Annotated in this window: 17 protein-coding genes; 7 read left to right on the top strand and 10 right to left on the bottom strand. The window is 64.6% G+C overall.

Annotation, left to right across the window (positions count from 1 at the left end; genetic code table 11):
- The first annotated feature begins 5 nt into the window (after nt 1–5).
- From EJ067_RS15035 to EJ067_RS15010, 6 genes are all read left to right on the top strand, one after another.
- Nucleotides 6–830 (top strand): carbohydrate ABC transporter permease, encoded by an 825-nt coding sequence (locus EJ067_RS15035; RefSeq protein WP_126086439.1) that lies wholly within the window; start codon nt 6–8, stop codon nt 828–830.
- A 43-nt stretch (nt 831–873) separates the two neighbouring features.
- Nucleotides 874–1,878, top strand: coding sequence for an ABC transporter ATP-binding protein (locus tag EJ067_RS15030; RefSeq protein ID WP_126086438.1), 1,005 nt, complete (start codon nt 874–876; stop codon nt 1,876–1,878).
- 10 nt (nt 1,879–1,888) lie between these two features.
- Nucleotides 1,889–2,659: an L-iditol 2-dehydrogenase gene (locus EJ067_RS15025; protein WP_126086437.1), complete on the top strand. Its 771-nt coding sequence runs from the start codon at nt 1,889–1,891 to the stop codon at nt 2,657–2,659.
- A gap of 156 nt (nt 2,660–2,815) precedes the next feature.
- Nucleotides 2,816–4,294 (top strand): mannitol dehydrogenase family protein, encoded by a 1,479-nt coding sequence (locus EJ067_RS15020; protein ID WP_126086436.1) that lies wholly within the window; start codon nt 2,816–2,818, stop codon nt 4,292–4,294.
- Between the two features lie 16 nt (nt 4,295–4,310).
- Nucleotides 4,311–4,994: an HAD family hydrolase gene (locus EJ067_RS15015; protein WP_126086435.1), complete on the top strand. Its 684-nt coding sequence runs from the start codon at nt 4,311–4,313 to the stop codon at nt 4,992–4,994.
- Nucleotides 4,991–6,577, top strand: coding sequence for an FGGY-family carbohydrate kinase (locus EJ067_RS15010; protein WP_126086434.1), 1,587 nt, complete (start codon nt 4,991–4,993; stop codon nt 6,575–6,577). The genes EJ067_RS15015 and EJ067_RS15010 overlap by 4 nt, the downstream gene beginning before the upstream one ends.
- A gap of 19 nt (nt 6,578–6,596) precedes the next feature.
- Here the strand turns inward: EJ067_RS15010 and ugpC are convergent, their stop codons facing one another.
- The 6 genes from ugpC to EJ067_RS14980 form a co-directional block, all read right to left on the bottom strand.
- Nucleotides 6,597–7,682 carry a sn-glycerol-3-phosphate ABC transporter ATP-binding protein UgpC gene (gene ugpC, locus EJ067_RS15005; RefSeq protein WP_126086433.1) on the bottom strand — a complete coding sequence of 362 codons (1,086 nt, stop codon included), beginning with the start codon at nt 7,680–7,682 and terminating at the stop codon, nt 6,597–6,599.
- 3 nt (nt 7,683–7,685) lie between these two features.
- Nucleotides 7,686–8,732, bottom strand: a complete 1,047-nt coding sequence (locus EJ067_RS15000) for an NAD(P)-dependent alcohol dehydrogenase (protein WP_126089623.1) — start codon at nt 8,730–8,732, stop codon at nt 7,686–7,688.
- Between the two features lie 14 nt (nt 8,733–8,746).
- Nucleotides 8,747–9,562: a carbohydrate ABC transporter permease gene (locus EJ067_RS14995; RefSeq protein WP_126086432.1), complete on the bottom strand. Its 816-nt coding sequence runs from the start codon at nt 9,560–9,562 to the stop codon at nt 8,747–8,749.
- Entirely contained in the window at nt 9,559–10,425 is an 867-nt protein-coding gene (locus EJ067_RS14990) for a sugar ABC transporter permease (protein ID WP_126086431.1), read from the bottom strand. Before EJ067_RS14990 ends, EJ067_RS14995 begins: the two co-directional genes overlap by 4 nt.
- Before the next feature lie 102 nt (nt 10,426–10,527).
- Nucleotides 10,528–11,802, bottom strand: a complete 1,275-nt coding sequence (locus EJ067_RS14985) for an extracellular solute-binding protein (RefSeq protein ID WP_126086430.1) — start codon at nt 11,800–11,802, stop codon at nt 10,528–10,530.
- 230 nt (nt 11,803–12,032) lie between these two features.
- Nucleotides 12,033–12,950, bottom strand: coding sequence for an AraC family transcriptional regulator (locus EJ067_RS14980; RefSeq protein WP_126086429.1), 918 nt, complete (start codon nt 12,948–12,950; stop codon nt 12,033–12,035).
- 242 nt (nt 12,951–13,192) lie between these two features.
- Here EJ067_RS14980 and EJ067_RS14975 point away from each other — a divergent pair, with 242 nt between their 5' ends.
- On the top strand, nt 13,193–14,596 hold the full coding sequence (locus EJ067_RS14975; protein ID WP_126086428.1) for an MATE family efflux transporter: 1,404 nt from the start codon (nt 13,193–13,195) through the stop codon (nt 14,594–14,596).
- 37 nt (nt 14,597–14,633) lie between these two features.
- On the opposite strand, the gene EJ067_RS14970 is transcribed toward EJ067_RS14975, so the two are convergent.
- The 4 genes from EJ067_RS14970 to speB all read right to left on the bottom strand — a co-directional run bounded on the left by EJ067_RS14970 (nt 14,634) and on the right by speB (nt 18,096).
- The gene (locus tag EJ067_RS14970) at nt 14,634–15,278 is read right to left on the bottom strand and encodes an amino acid ABC transporter permease (protein WP_126086427.1); all 645 of its coding nucleotides are present in this window, start codon (nt 15,276–15,278) and stop codon (nt 14,634–14,636) included.
- Nucleotides 15,275–15,943 (bottom strand): amino acid ABC transporter permease, encoded by a 669-nt coding sequence (locus EJ067_RS14965; RefSeq protein WP_126086426.1) that lies wholly within the window; start codon nt 15,941–15,943, stop codon nt 15,275–15,277. Before EJ067_RS14965 ends, EJ067_RS14970 begins: the two co-directional genes overlap by 4 nt.
- A gap of 140 nt (nt 15,944–16,083) precedes the next feature.
- Nucleotides 16,084–16,884 (bottom strand): transporter substrate-binding domain-containing protein, encoded by an 801-nt coding sequence (locus EJ067_RS14960; RefSeq protein WP_126086425.1) that lies wholly within the window; start codon nt 16,882–16,884, stop codon nt 16,084–16,086.
- A gap of 156 nt (nt 16,885–17,040) precedes the next feature.
- Nucleotides 17,041–18,096, bottom strand: a complete 1,056-nt coding sequence (gene speB, locus EJ067_RS14955; RefSeq protein ID WP_126086424.1) for an agmatinase — start codon at nt 18,094–18,096, stop codon at nt 17,041–17,043.
- Nucleotides 18,097–18,250: the final 154 nt, after the last annotated feature.

Below are 18,250 nucleotides of genomic sequence, written 5' to 3'. Positions count from 1 at the left end.
ATAGAATGGCACGCGCAGTCACCACCCAGCACAAGACGATCGCCACGGCCGCGGCCTGGATCGTCGCGCTTCTGATCTTCTTTCCGATCCTCTACACGATCATCACCTCCTTCAAGTCGGAGCAGGAGGCGATCCAGGGCTTCGCCCTGATCCCGTCGGGCACCACCGAAAGCTACGCGGAAGTCCAGGCGCAGAGCGGTTATTTCAAATTCTTCCTGAATTCGGTGATCCTGTCGGTGGGCTCGACCATCCTGGCTCTCGTCGTCGCGATACCGGCGGCGTGGTCGATGGCCTTCTCGCCGACCAAGCGCACCAAGGACATCCTGATGTGGATGCTCTCCACCAAGATGATGCCGGCCGTCGCGGTGCTGTTCCCGATCTACCTGATCTTCCGAGACACCGGCCTGCTCGACAGCCGCATCGGCCTGACCGTGATGCTGATGCTGATCAACCTGCCGATCGTGATCTGGATGCTCTACACCTATTTCCGCGAGATCCCGGGCGAGATCCTCGAAGCGGCGCGCATGGACGGCGCCTCGCTGTGGAACGAGATCATCTATGTGCTGACGCCGATGGCGGTGCCGGGCATCGCCTCGACCATGCTCTTGAACATCATCCTGGCCTGGAACGAGGCGTTCTGGACGATCCGGCTGACCACCACCGATGCCGCGCCGCTTACCGCCTTCATCAGCTCTTTCTCCAGTCCGCAAGGCCTGTTCTGGGCCAAGCTTTCGGCGGCCTCGACGCTGGCGATCGCGCCGATCCTGATCATGGGCTGGTTCAGCCAGAAGCAGCTGGTGCGCGGCCTGACCTTTGGCGCCGTGAAGTAGCCGCGCGCGGCAGGCGGCGGACGACGAAATCCGGGAGGAAACCATGGGAAACATCACGCTCAAGAACGTCTCCAAATCCTTCGGGTCGACGACGATCATTCCGAACATCGACCTCAATATCGAGGACGGCGAGTTCGTCGTGTTCGTCGGCCCGTCGGGTTGCGGCAAGTCCACGCTGCTCAGGCTGATCGCCGGTCTGGAGGACACCAGCGGCGGCACCATCAGCATCGACGGCCGCGACGTCACCGGCGAGGCGCCGGCCAAGCGCAAGCTTGCCATGGTCTTCCAGTCCTACGCGCTCTACCCGCATATGACGGTCGCCAAGAACATCGCCTTCCCGCTGAAGATGGCGGGCGAGGACAAGGCGACCATCGACAAGAAGGTCAAGGACGCCGCGCGCGTCTTGAACCTCACCAACTATCTCGAGCGCCGACCCGGCCAGCTCTCCGGCGGTCAGCGCCAGCGCGTCGCCATCGGCCGCGCCATCGTGCGCCAGCCTTCGGCCTTCCTGTTCGACGAGCCGCTGTCGAACCTCGATGCAGCGCTGCGCGGCACCATGCGGCTCGAGATCAGCGAACTGCATCATCAGCTGAAGACGACGATGATCTACGTCACCCACGACCAGGTCGAGGCCATGACCATGGCCGACAAGATCGTCGTGCTCAACGCCGGCAACATCGAGCAGGTCGGCTCGCCGATGGAGCTCTACCGCACGCCGAGGAACCTCTTCGTCGCCGGCTTCATCGGATCGCCCAAGATGAACCTGATCGAGGGCGCGCCGGCGGACAAATATGGCGCCAAGACCATCGGCATCCGGCCCGAGCATATCAACATCTCGACCACGGCCGGCGACTGGAAGGCGACGGTCGGCGTTGCCGAGCATCTCGGCTCCGACACCTTCCTGCACGTCCAGACGGACGGCATCGGCACCATCAATGTGCGCGCCGACGGCGAGGTCGCGGTGAAGCATGGCGACACCGTCTATCTGACGCCCGACAGGTCCAAGCTCCATCGCTTCGGCGCCGACGGCAAGGCGCTGGCGCAGTGAGGACGGCAAAGTGAGGCTGAAGGGCAAATCGGCGCTGATCACCGGATCGGCGCGCGGCATCGGCAGGGCTTTCGCCGAAGCCTACGCGCGCGAAGGTGCGACAGTGGCGATTGCCGACGTCAACCTGGAACTGGCGGAAGCGACCGCGAAGGCGATCGGTCCGGCAGCCCATGCGGTCAAGCTCGACGTCACCGACCAGGCCTCGATCGACGCAGCGGTGAAGGCGGTCGAGGCCAGGAATGGCGGCCTCGACATCCTGATCAACAACGCCGCGCTGTTCGATCTGGCGCCCATCGTCGAGATCAGCCGGGCAAGCTATGACAGGCTGTTCTCCGTCAATGTCGCCGGCACGCTGTTCATGCTGCAGGCGGCGGCCCGCTCGATGATCGCGCGTGGCAAGGGCGGCAGGATCATCAACATGGCGAGCCAGGCCGGGCGCCGCGGCGAGGCGCTGGTAGCGGTCTACTGCGCCACCAAGGCGGCGGTCATCTCGCTCACCCAGTCGGCCGGACTGGACCTCATCAAGCACCGCATCAACGTCAACGCCATCGCGCCGGGCGTCGTCGACGGCGAGCATTGGGACCACGTCGATTCGCTATTCGCCAAGTACGAGAACCGGCCGAAGGGCGAGAAGAAGAAGCTCGTCGGCGAAAGCGTGCCTTACGGCCGCATGGGCAGGGCGGAGGATCTGACCGGCATGGCGGTTTTCCTCGCCAGCGACGAGGCCGAATACATTGTCGCCCAGACCTACAATGTCGACGGCGGCCAATGGATGAGTTGAGGGGGAAGGCGCGCCTCCCTTCCTCCAGGGAGGACGCGCTGAGGGGCAGGTGAGGGGCAGCAAGCCGGCAAACCGGATGCCGCCCCTCACCGCTCGCCCCAGGCGGGTGAATTGGCGTGGATCGTTGGGCTGCATATATGCCAAAGGGTAAGCAAGATGACCGTGAAACTCTCTTCCTCGAACCTCGCAAAGCTTCCCTCGAAGGTTTCCGGTCCGAAATACGATCGCGCCGCGCTGAAGGCCGGGATCGTGCATTTCGGCGTCGGCAACTTCCACCGCTCGCACCAGGCCGTCTATCTCGACGACCTGTTCAATTCGGGACTGGGCCACGACTGGGCGCTGATCGGCGCCGGCGTGTTCGAGGGCGAAAAAGTAGGGCGCTCGAAGCTGGAGGAACAGGACTGGCTGACCACCGTGGTCGAGCAGGACCAGGGCCATATGAGCGCCCGCGTCACCGGCGCCATGATCGATTTCCTGACGCCCGGCGATGCGGCCGCGGTGATCGAGCAGCTCGCCGACCCGGCGATCAAGATCGTCTCGCTGACCATCACCGAAGGCGGCTATTTCATCGACCCGGCCTCGGGCAAGTTCAACCCGGCCCATCCGGATATCGTGGCCGATGCTCAGCCGGGCGCGGCGCCGAAGACCGTCTTCGGCATCATCCTTGCCGGGCTGGTGCGCCGGCGCGCTGACGGGATCGTGCCCTTCACCGTCATGTCCTGCGACAACATCCCTCACAACGGCCACGTCACCTCCGATGGCGTCATCGGCCTTGCCCGCCTTATCGACGAGGATCTGGCCGATTGGGTGAGGGACAAGGTCGCTTTTCCGAACGGCATGGTCGATCGCATCACGCCGGCCACCACCGACCGCGAGCGCGGCATCCTGGCGAGCGATTTCGGGCTCGAGGACAACTGGCCGGTCTTCTGCGAGCCGTTCAAGCAATGGGTTCTGGAGGACCATTTCACCGCCGGCCGGCCGCCGCTCGAAAAGGCCGGCGTGCAGTTCGTCAAGGATGTCTCGCCTTACGAGCTGATGAAGATCCGCATCCTCAACGGCGGCCACGCGACCATCGCCTATCCGGCCGGGCTGATGGACATCCATTTCGTCCATGAGGCGATGCAGGAGCCGCTGGTGCGCGGCTTCCTTGCCAAGCTGGAGCGCGACGAGATCATCCCGACGGTGCCGCCGGTGCCCGACACGGTGCTGGAGGACTACTACCAGCTCATCGAACGCCGCTTCTCCAATCCGAAGATCGGCGACACCATCCGCAGGCTCTGCCTCGACGGCTCCAACCGGCAGCCGAAATTCATCATCCCGACCATTGCCGACCGGCTGAAGGCGGGCAAAGACGTTGCGGGTCTGGCGCTGGAATCGGCGCTCTGGTGCCGCTACTGCTTCGGCACCACCGACAGCGGCGCCGTCATCGAGCCGAACGATCCGAGCTGGGACCGCATGCAGGCGACCGCCAGTGCCGCGAAGGATGCGCCCGGCGCCTGGCTTGCCATGGACGACATCTACGGCGATGTCGGCCGTTCGCCCGTCTTCGCGCAAGCCTTTGCCCATGCGCTCGACGTGCTCTGGGCCAACGGCGCGCGCGAAACCTTGACGCGCTTTCTCGCCGGCAAGCTCTGAGCCTCCACGCGAAACCATGACGCCCGAACTGGTCATCTTCGACTGCGACGGCGTGCTGGTCGACAGCGAGGCGCTCTCGGTCTCGGCGCTGCTCGGCATGATCGAGCTCGCCGGCGGCACGGTCAGCGAGGATGCCGCCTACGAGCACTTCCTCGGCAAGAGCATGAAGAGCGTGCGCGAGATCCTCGGCCGCGAGTTCGGGCTGGAGATCAGCGACCGGCATCTGACCGCCATGCGCGTCGACCTGATGCGCAAGTTCCGCGAGGAATTGAAGCCGATCCCCGGCATCAGGGAGATCCTGCCAAGGCTTGGCCTGCCCTATTGCGTCGCCTCTTCCGGCACGCTGGAGCGCATCCGCTACGCCCTTGACGTCACCGGCCTGCTGGGCCTGCTGGAGCCGCATCTGTTCAGCGCCGCCATGGTCAAGCGTGGCAAGCCGGCGCCGGATCTCTTCCTCCACGCCGCCGCCATCATGCGCGCCAAACCGCGAAAATGCCTGGTCATCGAGGACAGTCCGGCCGGCATCGCAGCGGCACGCGCCGCGGGCATGCGCGTCTTTGCCTTCACCGGCGGCTCGCATGCGGACAACCCCGCATTGAAGGCGCGGCTTGCGTCGACCGAACCGGACTTTATATTCGCTGACATGCTGCAATTGCCCGATCTGATTGCAGGCCTGGGAGCGAGAGTAAAAGCATCTTGACGACGAGTTTCGTTTGCGCGGTCGATGTCGGCACCGGGAGCGCTCGCGCGGGCATTCTCGACTCGCATGGCAATCTGCTTGGCCGCGCCGATCGGCCGATTGCCATGCACCAGCCCAGGCCCGATCACGCCGAGCACGATTCGGAAAATATCTGGTCGGCCGTCTGTGCTGCCGTGCGCGCCGCGCGCGAGAAGGCGAACGTCGCCGCCGCCGATATCGTCGGCATCTCCTTCGACGCCACCTGCTCGCTTGTGGTGCGAAACGGCCAGGGCGGCCAGCTCAGCGTCTCCGTCACCGGCGAGAGGCGCTGGGACACCATCGTCTGGCTCGATCACCGCGCCATCGCCGAGGCCGACGAATGCACCAGAAGCGGCCATGCCGTGCTCGACTATATCGGCGGCGTGATGTCGCCGGAAATGGAAACGCCGAAGCTGATGTGGCTGAAGCGCAACCTGCCCGGAACCTGGAACGAAGCCGGCTATCTGTTCGACCTTGCCGATTTCCTGACCTGGAAGGCGACCGGCTCGCTCGCCCGCTCGCAATGCACGCTGACGGCCAAATGGACCTATCTGGCGCATGAGGAGACGAGCTGGCGGCGCGATTTCTTCGAGCTCGTCGGCCTTGGCGATCTTTTCGAGCATGGCAATCTTCCGGAAAAGGCGAGCCCGGTCGGCGCCGATATCGGCCCGCTGACGGCGCAAGCCGCCGCCGAGCTCGGCCTGACCGGGAATTGCCGGGTCGGCGCAGGGGTCATCGACGCCTATGCCGGCGCGCTCGGGGTGCTCGGCGGTTTTGCCGGCGACGAGACGGATATCAGCCGGCATCTGGCGCTGATTGCCGGCACCTCGTCCTGCGTCATGGCGATGTCGCAGGATCCGCAGCCTTTCGCCGGCGTCTGGGGCCCTTATTTTGGCGCCGCTCTGCCGAGGCTATGGCTGTCCGAAGGCGGCCAGTCGGCCACCGGCGCGCTGCTCGACCACATCATCCGCTGGCATGGCGCCGGCGGCGAGCCGGATGCGGCGATGCATGCCAGGATCGCCAGGCGCGTCGCCGAACTGCGCGCCGTGGAAGGCGATGCGCTGGCGGCGCGGCTGCATGTGCTGCCGGATTTCCATGGCAACCGCTCGCCGCTCGCCGATCCGCACGCGGTCGGCGTGGTCAGCGGGCTGACGCTGGACTCTTCCTTCGACAGCCTGTGCAAGCTCTACTGGCGCACCGCCGTCGGCATCGCGCTCGGCGTGCGCCATGTGCTGGAGGCGCTGAACGAGAACGGTTACCTGATCGACACCCTGCATGTCACCGGCGGCCACACCAAGAACCCGCTTTTGATGGAGCTCTATGCCGACGCCACCGGCTGCACCGTCATCGAGCCGCTGGCCGACGAGGCGGTGCTGCTCGGCACCGGCATGGTGGCGGCCACCGCCGCCGGGCTTTACCCGGATCTGAACGCGGCTTGCGTCGCCATGCAGCAGGGCGGCAGGACTCGCCCCTCGAACCCCGCCGCAGGCGCCCGCTTCGACCGCGACTACCGCATTTTCCTCGAGATGCACCGGCAGCGCCGGGCTCTCGACGCGATCGGGTAAAGCGGAGGCCTGCTTCGGCCTACTGCTTGCGCAGCGACATGCCCGTCGCATCGAACAGATGAATGCTTTCTTCGTCGAACGTGTAACGCACAGGCGCGCTGAGGTCCGGGCATTCGCGGGCCGGCACCAGCGCGCTGATTTCCTTGCCGCCCGAGCCGAAGGTCACCAGCGCGTCATTGCCGTGGAATTCGATGAGGTCGGCCGTGCCCAGCAAAAGCTTGCTGCCCGCATCGTTGCTTGCCGTCTTCAGGTCCGGGGGCCGGATGCCCAGGACGGCGCGGTCGCCATGCTGCAGATGGAATCCCCCGCCCTCGATCGGAAGCACCGTCCCGGCGCCGTTCAGGGTCCACCCGTTCTCTGCCCGACTGACCGTCACCTCGATGAAATTCATGTTCGGCGTGCCGATGAAACCGGCCACGAACATATTGCCGGGACGGCGATAGATCTCCGCCGGCGAGCCGATCTGCTCGATCACGCCGTCCTTCAGGAGCAAGATGCGATCGGCCAAAGTCATCGCCTCGAGCTGGTCGTGGGTGACATAGACGGTCGTGGTCTTCAGCGACTGGTGCAGCCTGGCGACCTCGACGCGCATATGGTTGCGCAGCTTGGCGTCCAGATTGGACAGCGGCTCGTCGAACAGGAACACTTTCGGCGTCTTGATCATGGCGCGCGCGATCGCCACGCGTTGCTGCTGTCCGCCGGACAGCTCGGTCGGCTTGCGGCCGAGATAGGGTTCCAGGCCGAGCGTTCTGGACACCGCCTCGACCCGCTTCTTGATCTCGGCGGCCGGCACCTTCTGCCGCCTCAGCCCGAAGGCGATGTTGTCGAAGATCGTCATATGCGGATAGAGCGCGTAGTTCTGGAACACCATGGCGATGCCGCGGTCGCCTGGGTCGAGATCGTTCACCACCTTGCCGCCGATCGAAACCTCACCGCCGCTGATGTCCTCCAGCCCGGCCAGCATCCGGAGCAGGGTAGATTTGCCGCAGCCCGACGGGCCGAGGAACACGACGAATTCGTGCTCCTCGATCGAGAGGTTGAGATCGCGGATGACGGTTGTGGCGCCATAGGCCTTGTCGACATGGGAGCAAACGATCGCCGACATCCCTTATCCCTTCTCGCCGGTGAGCAGGATCTGCAGCTTGACGTCCTGCGGGTTGCCGGCAGCCGCCCGCTCGAACGCCTTGATGCTGTCCGGGAAATCATAGGTGCCTGTGATCAGCGGCTTGAGGTCGACCTTGCCGGAAGCGATCAGCTGCAGGGCGCGGTCGAAGATGTTGGCGTAGCGGAACACCGTCTCGATGCGCACTTCTTTCGTGATTGCTGCCGGCACGTCGAGGCTGACCGGCTCCACAGGCAGCCCGACCAGCACCACCGCGCCGCCCGGACGCACGATGTCGAACAGATCGGCGAAGGCTTTCGGGTTTCCGCTAGCCTCGAAGATGATGTCGGCGCCCCAACCGTCGGTCGCGGCCCGTACAGATTCGACCAGCGACCGCTCGCCGATGTTGATCGGCACGATGCCTGGATAGCGCGCCGCGATTTCCAGCTTGGGAGCGGAAAAGTCGGAGATCAGCACCTTCGAGCAGCCTCCGGCCAGGGCGGCGAGCGCGATCATGATGCCGATCGGCCCGCAACCGACGACGACGGCGATATCGCCGGGAACGATCCGGGCGCGCGTCGCCGCCTGCATGCCGATGGCGAAGGGTTCGACCATGGCTCCTTCGGCAAAGGAGACATTGTCCGGTAGCTTGTAGGTGAAGGCCGCCGGATGCACCGCTTGCGGCGCAAGCACCCCATGCACCGGCGGCGTGGCCCAGAAGCGCACGTCCGGATCGACATTGTAGATGCCGAGCTTCGTCGCGCGCGACGAGAGGTTCGGCACGCCAGGTTCCATGCAGACGCGGTCGCCCACTTTCAGACTCGTGACGTTGGCGCCGGTCTCCACGATCGTTCCCGACGCTTCGTGGCCGAGCACCATCGGAGCGCGCACGATATAGCTGCCGATGGCGCCGTGGGTGTAGTAATGCACGTCGCTGCCGCAGACGCCGACGGTATGGATTTCGATCCTGACGTCGTCCGGCCCGACGTTGAGCGGCAGCGCGATCTCGCGCAGCGACAGTTCGCCTTTTTTCTCAAGCACCAGTGCCCGCATCGGGTATCCTCGCATCAACTTTTCTTTTGCCGGAAAACGGAATTCAGGAAGCCGCTGAGCACGCCGAGGAACAGCAGCGGCGGCAGCGACAGAAGCACGACCGAAGCATTGAGGATCCCCCACGGCACGTTCATGCCTTGCTGCGAGAGCTCTGAAGCCACGATCGGCAGGGTCTTGGCGTTGGAGCTCGACAGCATCAGCGCGATCAGGAACTCGTTCCAGACCAGCACGAAGCTGAAGGCGATGGCGCCTATGAGCGAGCGCGCCGCAACGGGGAGCGCGATGCGCCAGAACACCGAATAGGCGCCGTAGCCGTCGACGAAGGCCGCTTCCTCGATTTCCTTCGGCACGGCCTGGAAGGCGGGGATCGCCAGCCACATGATCACCGAGATGGTGAGCAGTGAATAGGTGACGATCAAAGCCGGCAAAGTGTCGTAGAGTCCGACCTGCAGCCAGATCACCATCAGCGGAATGGCAACCGCCACCGGCGGCAGGAAGCGCAGCGACAGCACGAAGAACTGGATGTCGCCGGCGAAGCGATTGGGATAGCGCGCCACCGCATAGGCCGCCGGCAGCCCGAGCGCGACGCCGATCAGCACGGCGCTGCCGCAGGCGACGACCGAGTTGTAGAGGCCGGTCAGCACGCTGTCGCGGCCGAGTATGTAGCCGATGTTGGCAAGCGTTGGCGAAAACACCAGGCGCGGCACGCGCGTGATGATGTCGACATTGTTCTTCAGCGCATTGAGCGCGGTCCAGACCAGCGGGAACCCGGCCAGCGCCAGCACGGCCTTGGCGATCACGCGGCCCGGTCTTATCCGATATGACTTCATGCCTGGACCCGCTTCCAGAGCATGGTGAAGGTGATGGCGGTGGCGATCATCATCAGCACCGCCATGGCGGAGGCGTAGGAGACCTTGCCGGATTCGATGAAGCCTTGCGAGAAGGCATACATGTCGAGCGTTTCGGTCGCGACGCCAGGCCCGCCGCGTGTCATCACATAGATCAGGTCGAACGAGCGCAGCGATTCGATCATCTTGACGAACATCAGGCTGATCAGCGGCGCCTTGAGCATCGGCAGGGTGACATAGGCGTGGATCTGCCAGCGCTTGGCGTGGTCGAGCCGCGCCGCCTCGACCGGCTGCGGCGGCAAGGTCTCCAGAAGCTTGAGCACGATGACGGCGAAGAACAGGCCCCATTGCCAGACGTCGACCGACGCAACGGCGAACAGTGCCGTCGAGGCCTTGGACAGCGGGTCGAAGATCAGCCCGCCGGTGATGAGCCGGTAGGGATAGGTGGCGATGCCGTAGAGCGGGTGATAGGCGAACTTCCACACGAAAGCCGCCGAGACGCGCGGCAGCAGAACAGGGATGATGAACAGCAGGCAGTAGACATTGCGCAGGCGTGGGCCGGCGGCCTCGAACATCAGCACGCCGAGCCCGATCGCCACCACCATCGTCGCCACGACGGTGACGATCTCCCATTTCACCGACACCCAGACGGCATTGAGGAAGCGGCGGTCGGTAAAGAGATCGGCGAAGTTCGAGAACCAGACCCAGGAATAGCCCGGCGTGCTGAGCTCGCGGTTCTGTAGCGCGATCACGATGGCGTAGAGCGTCGGCACCATCGACAGCACGAGCAGGATGGCGAGCGTCGGAACGAGAAAGGTGATGGGCAGGGAAGAACGTCGGCGCATCGGCCTGTCCTTGCTTGGTTTGGCTTCCGGGCATGAAACCCGCGGCGCGCAGGTCCCGGCATTCCTTCGAACGCCGTGAACAGCGCGCCGCGGGCGGGAGGATTACTTCTTCTTCGCCAGCTCGTTGGCATAGGCCTTGAGCTCGCTGAGGCCGCCCTTGATGTCGGTGCGCGTGCCGGTGACCAGCTCCTCCAGGATGATGCCCCAGCGGTCGCCGAGATCGGGCCAGCGTGGATCCTGCCAGAAGTTCACCGCCGTCACCTTGCCGGTATCGGCCAGCGCCTTGCCAAGATCGGCGCCGTAGATGTCGGCGAATTCCTTGCTGGAGAGGATGCTCGTGCGGTTCAGCTCGCCGAACTGGTGGGCGTCGAGCCGGCGCTTCTCGTTTTCTTTGGACGTCGCCCAGGCGATGAACAGGCCGGCGCATTTCTTCGCCGCGTCATCCGCATTGGCCTTCGTGCCGATGGCGAGCCCGTGGCCGTAGCCGCCGCCGGGCAGCGGCGAAGGCGGCGGCAGGAAGCCGACCTTGCCGACCACTTGCGAGGTCTTCGGGTCGACCGCCATGCCCGACAGCGGCGTCGATTCGACGAGGATGGCGACCTGGCCGGAGAGGAAGGCGCCGGTCGATTCATCCCAGCTGCCGGTCTGGGTGCCGGGCGCGGAGTCCTTGAACAGCTTCAGATAGGTCTCCGTCGCCTTGACGGCCGCGTCCGAATTGAAAGCCGGCTTGTCGCCGTCGAACCATGTGCCGCCATAAGCCTTGAAGAACGGCATCCAGCGCCAGACATTGGCGCCCGAGCCGCGCGCGCCGCGCAGCGCGATGCCGTACATGCTCTTGTCGGCATTGGTCAGCTTCGGGACGTCGGCGATCAGCTCGTCGAGCGTCTTCGGCGGCTGGATGCCGGCGGCCTCCAGCACGTCCTTGCGATAGACCATAAGGTCGCCGCCGCCGGTGAGCGGCGCGAACCACACCTTGCCGTCATAGGTGGCAACCTTCTGGCGGCCCGGATCGAAATCGGCGAAGTCATAGTCGGCCGGATAATAATCGGTCAGCGGCGCGATCCAGCCCGAGGACGCGAACAGCGCCACATTGGCCTCGTCGACATAATAGACGTTGTAGTTGCCGACGGTAGAGGCGTCGGCGCGCGACTTGGCGCGACGGTCGTTCTCGTTGAGGTAGTCGATCTGGAACGAGGCGCCGGAGAGCTTCTTGAACTCGTCCTTGGAGTCCTCCAGAAGCGTCAGGCCGTCGCGTGGCTGCGCCAGCACCTTGACCGGGGCCGAGCAGGCCGGCGCCTGGGCAAGTGCTGCGGTTGATACGGAAGCGGTAAGCACGAACGCTGCGCCGAGGCTGGCAGCGAGCCGATATGATTTCATTGATTTTTCTCCTCCAGGAACACTCGCGGAAGCGGAGGTTCTCGGGCTAAGCGACCCTCACCGTCGCCCGGGTGACCTGCCACCCGTCGCCAAAATGAGGAGTTGGAAGGAGCGAGACTAGAAGCCCCGTTGCATCGGACCTGTACTTTTATGCATTGTGCGGCGCAAAAAACGGGGAAGGCAGAGTCTGGTCGTCACACGAGTATCAGGAGAGCCGGTTCCTGATGCGATCAGGCCCGCATGGTCAGGCGTTGCCGCGACAGCTTGCGGTAGGATGACGGCGTCATCTTGTGCTTGCGCAGGAAAGCCCGGTTGAAATTCGAGATGTTCATGTAGCCGACCTGGAAGCAGATATCGGTGATCGGGATCTCGGTATCGGCAAGCAGCTTGCAGGCCTGCCAGAGCCTGAGCTTCGCAAGATGGTCGCTGAAGGAGTTGCCGGTGTTCTTCTGGAAGAAACGCGAGAACGTGCTCTCGCTCATGCCGGCGAGTTTCGCCACATCCGGCAGCTTCAAATCCTCGGCGAAATGCTGGAACAGATAGGTCAGCGAACGCTGAACGATGTCCAGCGACTCGGCGTCGAGAAGCGGGGAAAAGTCAGGTGACGACAACAGCTCGTATTCGTCGGTGGTGGCCAAAAGGTCGAGCATTTCGAGGAACATGCGGAACCTTGCCAGCCCATGCACCTCCCCCATTCGTTCCATCAGCTCGGCGCCGTCCAGCGCCGTCTGGCCATGGAAGACCATGCCGCGCAGCGAGCGCTCCAGGAACGGCTCCAGCTCGCGCAGTTCCGGCAGCAGCCCGGCCGACCCGCGCAGCCGCTCGGGATCGAACTGCAGGACGATGTCGCGGCCCTCGATCAGCTCGCCGGGCTGTACCGCCGTCACCCAGTCATGCGGCAGCCCGCCGCCGACGATGGTGAGGTACCCCGGCCCGAACTCGCCGATATGGTCGCCGACCAGCACCACGCCGGAGGATTTCCTGAGCAGATGGATCTCGTATTCCGGATGGAAATTCCAGACATTGCGCTCCCACGGATAGTCGTCCAGCCGCCAGAGAAAGCTGTCGCTCGCCTCGGTTACGATGTGCTCGAAGGCGGGCACCGTTCGCGGGATCGCGGCCGTGTTCTTTCTGCGCCTGAACGGCATCCATTTCCTCCCGGCAGGTCCGCCGGCTGCACATGCTTGGCATCCGTACCAGCCCGGGGCCGGCAAATGAAAGAGGCATCGAGGAGGTCGAGGTTCCTTCTGGCTCAATAGGTCGCCGCTCCTCCTCCCTTGCCAACATGTCGCATTTCGTTCAATAGACGGCGCAAACGGCGCCGTTTTTCGCCGTTGTCGTGCGGCTTCCGGGCCTTGTCCCGACGCGCCGCGGTCTGAAAGAGCGGAAAATGTCTGCGATCGAAGCCGGCGCTCGCGCGCCGGAAAATCTTTGGCGTCAGGAAATCAGGGCGACGCTGGCGCTCGCCTGGCCGATGGTGCTGACCAATCTCGGCCAGACCGCCATGACTGCGACCGACGTCATGATGATGGGCAGGCTCGGGCCGGATACGCTCGCCGCCGGCGCGCTCGGCTCCAACCTCTATTTCATGCCGCTGATCTTCGGCCTTGGCCTGATGCTGGCGACCTCGCCGATGATGGCGACCGAGCTTGGCCGCCGCCGCCATTCGGTGCGCGACCTGCGCCGCACCGTGCGCCAGGGCCTGTGGCTGGCGGTCCTCGTCTCGATCCCGATCTGGCTGTTCCTCTGGCATGGCGAAGAGGTGCTTTTGGCCATGGGCCAGAAGCCGGAGCTCGCACATCAGGCAGGCATCTACCTGCACTGGCTGCAATGGGCGGTGCTGCCCTTCTACGGCTATATCGTGCTGCGCTCCTTCATCTCGGCGCTGGAGCGGCCGGGCTGGGCGCTGATCATCGTCTTCGTCGCGGTGGCCTGCAACGCCTTCTTCAACTGGGTGTTCATGTTCGGCAATCTGGGCGTTCGGGCCATGGGCATTGCCGGCTCGGGTCTCGCCACCTCGCTTTCCAGCACACTGATGTTCGTTGGCCTGGCGGCCGTGGTGCTCATGGAGAAGAAGTTTCGCCGCTATCGTCTGTTCGGCCGCTTCTGGCGCTCCGACTGGCCGCGTTTCCGCGGCCTGCTCAGGCTCGGCCTGCCGATCGCCGGCATCCTTGCCTTCGAGGTGACGATCTTCAACGCGGCGGCGCTGCTGATGGGCCTGATCGACGCGGATTCGCTGGCCGCGCACGCGATCGCCATCCAGATCGCCTCGATCTCCTTCATGGTGCCGCTCGGCCTCAACCAGGCGGTCACCGTGCGCGTCGGCCTTGCCCATGGCGCCGGCAATCCGGAAGGCGTCTCGCGCGCCGGCTGGACCGCCTTTGTCATCGGCGTATCCTTCATGGCGCTGATGGGATTGGTCATGATCCTGTGGCCGCATCTGTTGATCAGCGCCTTCATCGATCTCGCCGACCCGGCCAATGCCAGGGTGATCGGGCTTGCCGTGTCGTTCCTGGTGTTTGCCGCGCTGTTCCAGATCTTCGACGGTGCGCAGGCGGTGGCCGCCGGCATGCTGCGCGGCCTGCACGACACCAAGGTGCCGATGATCTACGCGGCGATCGGCTATTGGGGCGTCGGCCTGCCGCTCGGCGTGCTGCTCGCCTTCCATTTCGGCTTCAACGGCGTCGGCATCTGGATCGGCCTGTCGTCCGGGCTGGCCGTGGTGGCGGCGCTGCTGCTCGTGCGCTGGCTCAGGCGCGACCGCGTCGCGCCGGCGCTTTCCTTCAGTCACTGAGAAGGACCGCAGGTCGGCCGGCGGTCCCTTTCACGCTTCAATGCGCTGCCGCGCGCTCGAGCCGGCGGGCGTACTGCGTCAGCGGGAAGCACATGACGAAGAAGATCAGCGCCACCAAGCCGTAGACGGTGAACGGCTCGAAGGTCGCGTTGTTGATGGCGTTGGAGGTCCTGACCAGTTCCTCGAAGCCGATGATCGAGGTCAGCGCCGTCGATTTGATCAGCTGCACCAGGAAGCCGACGGTCGGCGCGCGGGTGATCGAGAACGCCTGCGGCAGGATGATCAGCCTGAGTTCCTGCAGGTAATGCAGTCCGAGGCTGGCGCCGGCGTCCCATTGGCCGCGCGGCAGCGCGTCGACGCCGCTGCGCCAGATCTCCGCCAGATAGGCGCTGGCGAAGAAGGTGAGGCCGAGCGCCGCCGCGGTCCAAGCCTCGATGCGCAACCCCAGCATCGGCAGCCCGAAGAACATCAGGAAGAGCTGCATCAGGAGCGGCGTTCCCTGGAACAGCGCGATGTAGCCCGAGGCGATCCGCTTGATCCATTTGTTCCTGGCGATGCGGAAGAACAGCACGACCAGCCCGACCAGCGCGCCGCCGATGAAAGCGGCGAGCGACAGCAGCACCGTCCAGCGGGCGGCGAGCAGCAGGTTGCGCAATATATCCCAGAAGGTGAATTCGATCATGACACACCGGCTCCAAGAACGCGGCGCCCGCCGCCGACCAGCAGCCGGCGCAGCCCCATCGACAGGCCGAGATAGACCATGGTCACCACCAGATAGGTCTCGAAGGCGCGGAAGGTGCGCGCCTGCAGCATGTCGGCCTCGTAGGTCAGCTCGCGCACCGCGATCTGCGACACCACGGCCGATTCCAGCATCATGATGACGATCTGACTGGTCAAAGCGGGGTAGATCACCTTGAGCGCCTGCGGCAGCACGATCTTGACGAAGACCTGTCGGGGCCTGAGGCCAAGCGCCAGCGCTGCCTCCGTCTGCCCGCGCGGCACGGCGTCGAGGCCGGCGCCGACGATCTCGATCGTGTAGGCCGCCATGTTGAGCGTCATCGCCAGCATGGCTGCCAGGATCGGGTCGAGCCTGATGCCGAGGCTGGGCAGCCCGAAGAAGATGAAGAACAGCTGCACCAGGAACGGCGTGTTGCGCATCACCTCGACATAGGTCGTGATCGCCAGCCGAAGCGGCTTCGGGCCGTTTCTTTTGCCGGCGGCGCCGAGGATGCTGAGGAAGGTTCCCGCCAGCGTGGTGACGACGATCAGAAGCACTGTCGTCGCCGCGCCGCGCGCGATCGCGCCTGCTGCACCCGCAAGCCAGCCGAAGTCGAGGCTGTAGCCCATGGCGATTGGCCCTGTTGGAAAGCGCGTAGCGCATTGAGCAATTCCAGGAAAAGTGTGAAGCGGTTTTCCGTCCGGAATTGCGTTAAAACAAAGCGCGGGAGCGGCTCAGCTCTTCCTGTCGAGCTGAACCGCCCTGGGGATCAATCCTTGAGGTTGTCGGGATTGAGCGGCGTCTTCAGCCAGGCCTTCGAGCTCTCGTCGAGCTTGCCGTCGGCAAGCATCTTGGCGACCGCGTCGTTCACCGCCTTCTTCAGCCGGTCCTCGTTCTTGTTGAGGCCGATATGCGAGGGTGAGGTGAGCAGCTGGAATTTCTGCTCGGGCTTGAGCGCTTCCTGGCGTGCCAGCACCTGCGCGCCGACATCGTTGCCGACCACCATCAATTGCGTCTGGCCGGAGATGAAGGCCTGGATGACGGAATTGTAGTTGTCGAAGCGGCGGATGTCGGCGGAAGCGGGTGCGGCCTCGGTCAGCGAGGTGTCCTCCAGCGTGCCGCGGTTGACGGCGATCGACTTGTCGGCGAGGTCTTCCTTGCCTTTGACGGCAAGTTCGGCCGGACCGATGACAGCGATATAGTAGGGCGCGTAGGCGGCGGCGAAATCGATCACCTGCTCGCGCTCCTTGGAGTAGCCCACGCTCATCAGGATATCGACGCGCTTGTCGGTGAGGTAGGGGATGCGGTTCTGGCCGGTGACGCTGACCAGGTTCAGCTTCACCTTCAAGGAATCGGCGATCGCCTGCGCCACGTCGATGTCATAGCCCTTGATGCTCATGTCGGCGCTGGCCGAGGAGAAGGGCGGGAAGTCCGAGAAGATGCCGACATTGATGGCGCCGGCCTTGGTGATGTCGTCGACGGCGTCGGCGCTCGCCTGCGTGGCGAGGCCGGCGGCGCCGAGCATCAGCATTGCCGCGAGGGCGGATTTCACTGCGTTGCGAAAAGTCATTTTAGTTCCCCTGCTGGAAGCTTGTTTGTTGAAACCGGTCGCCGGCTCCAGCGCGACGGCCGTATTGGCAGAGCAATTCCAGGAAAAGTGAGACGCGGTTTAGGTTTGGCGACTTCGCCATAGTTTCCGTCTGGAATTGCGTGAAAATAAGAGACGTCAGCCTTTCTTGATCGCCGGGCTGAACACCATCAGGCTCAGAATCTCGAACAGCACCTGGGCGCCGACATGGGCGGTGTTGGTGGTGGCGTCATATTGCGGCGCCACCTCGACGACGTCGCCGCCGACGATGTTGAGGCCCTTCAGGCCGCGCAGCAGCTCCAGCACCTCGCGCGTCGTCAGCCCGCCGACTTCCGGCGTGCCGGTGCCCGGCGCGAAAGCCGGATCGATGCTGTCGACGTCGAAGGAGAGGTAGGTCGGGCCATCGCCGACGATTTTCCGCGCCTTCTCGATGATGGCGGGGATGCCGAGGCCGGTCACCTCCTCGGCATGCACGACCGTCATGCCGGATTCATAGGTGAACTCCCACAGATATTCGGCCGAGCCGCGAATGCCGATCTGGATCGTTCGGGTGGGATCGAGCACGCCGTCCAGCACCGCGTTGCGGAACGGTCCGCCGTGGTGGAACTTGGTCATGTCGAACAGGCCGCTGGTGTCGCAGTGGGCGTCGATATGGATCATGCCGACTGGAGCCTTTTTGCCGACCGCCTTCAGGATCGGATGGCTGATCGAGTGGTCGCCGCCGACCGAGAGCGGCAGCACGCCGGCATCGACGATCTGGTTGGTGCGCTTTTCGATGTCCTCATGGCTGATTTCCAGTCGATAGCGGCTGCGAAACGGCGTGTCGCCGATATCGGCGACGCGAAGCTCATGCGTCGGCGCGCATTCCAGCACATGGTTGTAAGGGCCGATGCGCTCGATGGCGCGCAACGCCCTGGGTCCAAAGCGCGCGCCCGGCCTGTTGGTGACGCCGAGATCCATCGGCACGCCGATCATCGCCACCTGCAGGTCGCCGAAATCCGGATTGTCGGCAGCGACCTGCCGGTAGGGCGCGGCGAGGAAGGTCGGGACGCCGGAATAGGGGGCGAGGCGCGTGCCGCTCTTCGAAAAGATCTTGTCGGCGACCTTGCGGAATTTCGGGTCGAACATCTCGCCGCCATGGCTCTCGCCATATTTGCGGCGCAACGCTTCGAGCTTGCCGCGATCGTAACCCATGTCCGGTCCTCCTCTGCTTGCAGCGCTGCCCGCATGGACGATTTGCCAAGCCGGCCCCTTGTCCAACCCGTTGTCCGGCTGGATCGTCGCCCGCTGGCGCCCGCGGGTTCCACATCTGTTGAAGCTGTTCCGGGCAAAAGTGTCGGGCAGCCGC

The organism is Mesorhizobium sp. M1D.F.Ca.ET.043.01.1.1, from assembly GCF_003952385.1.
Classification (GTDB): domain Bacteria; phylum Pseudomonadota; class Alphaproteobacteria; order Rhizobiales; family Rhizobiaceae; genus Mesorhizobium.
The sequence above is the reverse complement of the archived record's forward strand: the minus strand, read 5'-3'. Positions and strand labels throughout refer to the sequence as shown.

Excerpts from the sequence above, each read along its gene's own strand:
- EJ067_RS15015 (WP_126086435.1), top strand. The coding sequence starts at position 4,311 with ATGACGCCCGAACTGGTCATCTTCGACTGCGACGGCGTGCTGGTCGAC.
- ugpC (WP_126086433.1), bottom strand. The coding sequence starts at position 7,682 with ATGTCGGCGATCGTTTGCTCCCATGTCGACAAGGCCTATGGCGCCACA.
- EJ067_RS15020 (WP_126086436.1), top strand. The coding sequence starts at position 2,816 with ATGACCGTGAAACTCTCTTCCTCGAACCTCGCAAAGCTTCCCTCGAAG.
- EJ067_RS14975 (WP_126086428.1), top strand. The coding sequence starts at position 13,193 with ATGTCTGCGATCGAAGCCGGCGCTCGCGCGCCGGAAAATCTTTGGCGT.
- EJ067_RS15000 (WP_126089623.1), bottom strand. The coding sequence starts at position 8,732 with ATGCGGGCACTGGTGCTTGAGAAAAAAGGCGAACTGTCGCTGCGCGAG.
- EJ067_RS15035 (WP_126086439.1), top strand. The coding sequence starts at position 6 with ATGGCACGCGCAGTCACCACCCAGCACAAGACGATCGCCACGGCCGCG.
- EJ067_RS14970 (WP_126086427.1), bottom strand. The coding sequence starts at position 15,278 with ATGATCGAATTCACCTTCTGGGATATATTGCGCAACCTGCTGCTCGCC.
- EJ067_RS14995 (WP_126086432.1), bottom strand. The coding sequence starts at position 9,562 with ATGAAGTCATATCGGATAAGACCGGGCCGCGTGATCGCCAAGGCCGTG.
- EJ067_RS14965 (WP_126086426.1), bottom strand. The coding sequence starts at position 15,943 with ATGGGCTACAGCCTCGACTTCGGCTGGCTTGCGGGTGCAGCAGGCGCG.
- EJ067_RS14990 (WP_126086431.1), bottom strand. The coding sequence starts at position 10,425 with ATGCGCCGACGTTCTTCCCTGCCCATCACCTTTCTCGTTCCGACGCTC.
- EJ067_RS15030 (WP_126086438.1), top strand. The coding sequence starts at position 874 with ATGGGAAACATCACGCTCAAGAACGTCTCCAAATCCTTCGGGTCGACG.
- EJ067_RS14985 (WP_126086430.1), bottom strand. The coding sequence starts at position 11,802 with ATGAAATCATATCGGCTCGCTGCCAGCCTCGGCGCAGCGTTCGTGCTT.
- speB (WP_126086424.1), bottom strand. The coding sequence starts at position 18,096 with ATGGGTTACGATCGCGGCAAGCTCGAAGCGTTGCGCCGCAAATATGGC.
- EJ067_RS14960 (WP_126086425.1), bottom strand. The coding sequence starts at position 16,884 with ATGACTTTTCGCAACGCAGTGAAATCCGCCCTCGCGGCAATGCTGATG.
- EJ067_RS14980 (WP_126086429.1), bottom strand. The coding sequence starts at position 12,950 with ATGCCGTTCAGGCGCAGAAAGAACACGGCCGCGATCCCGCGAACGGTG.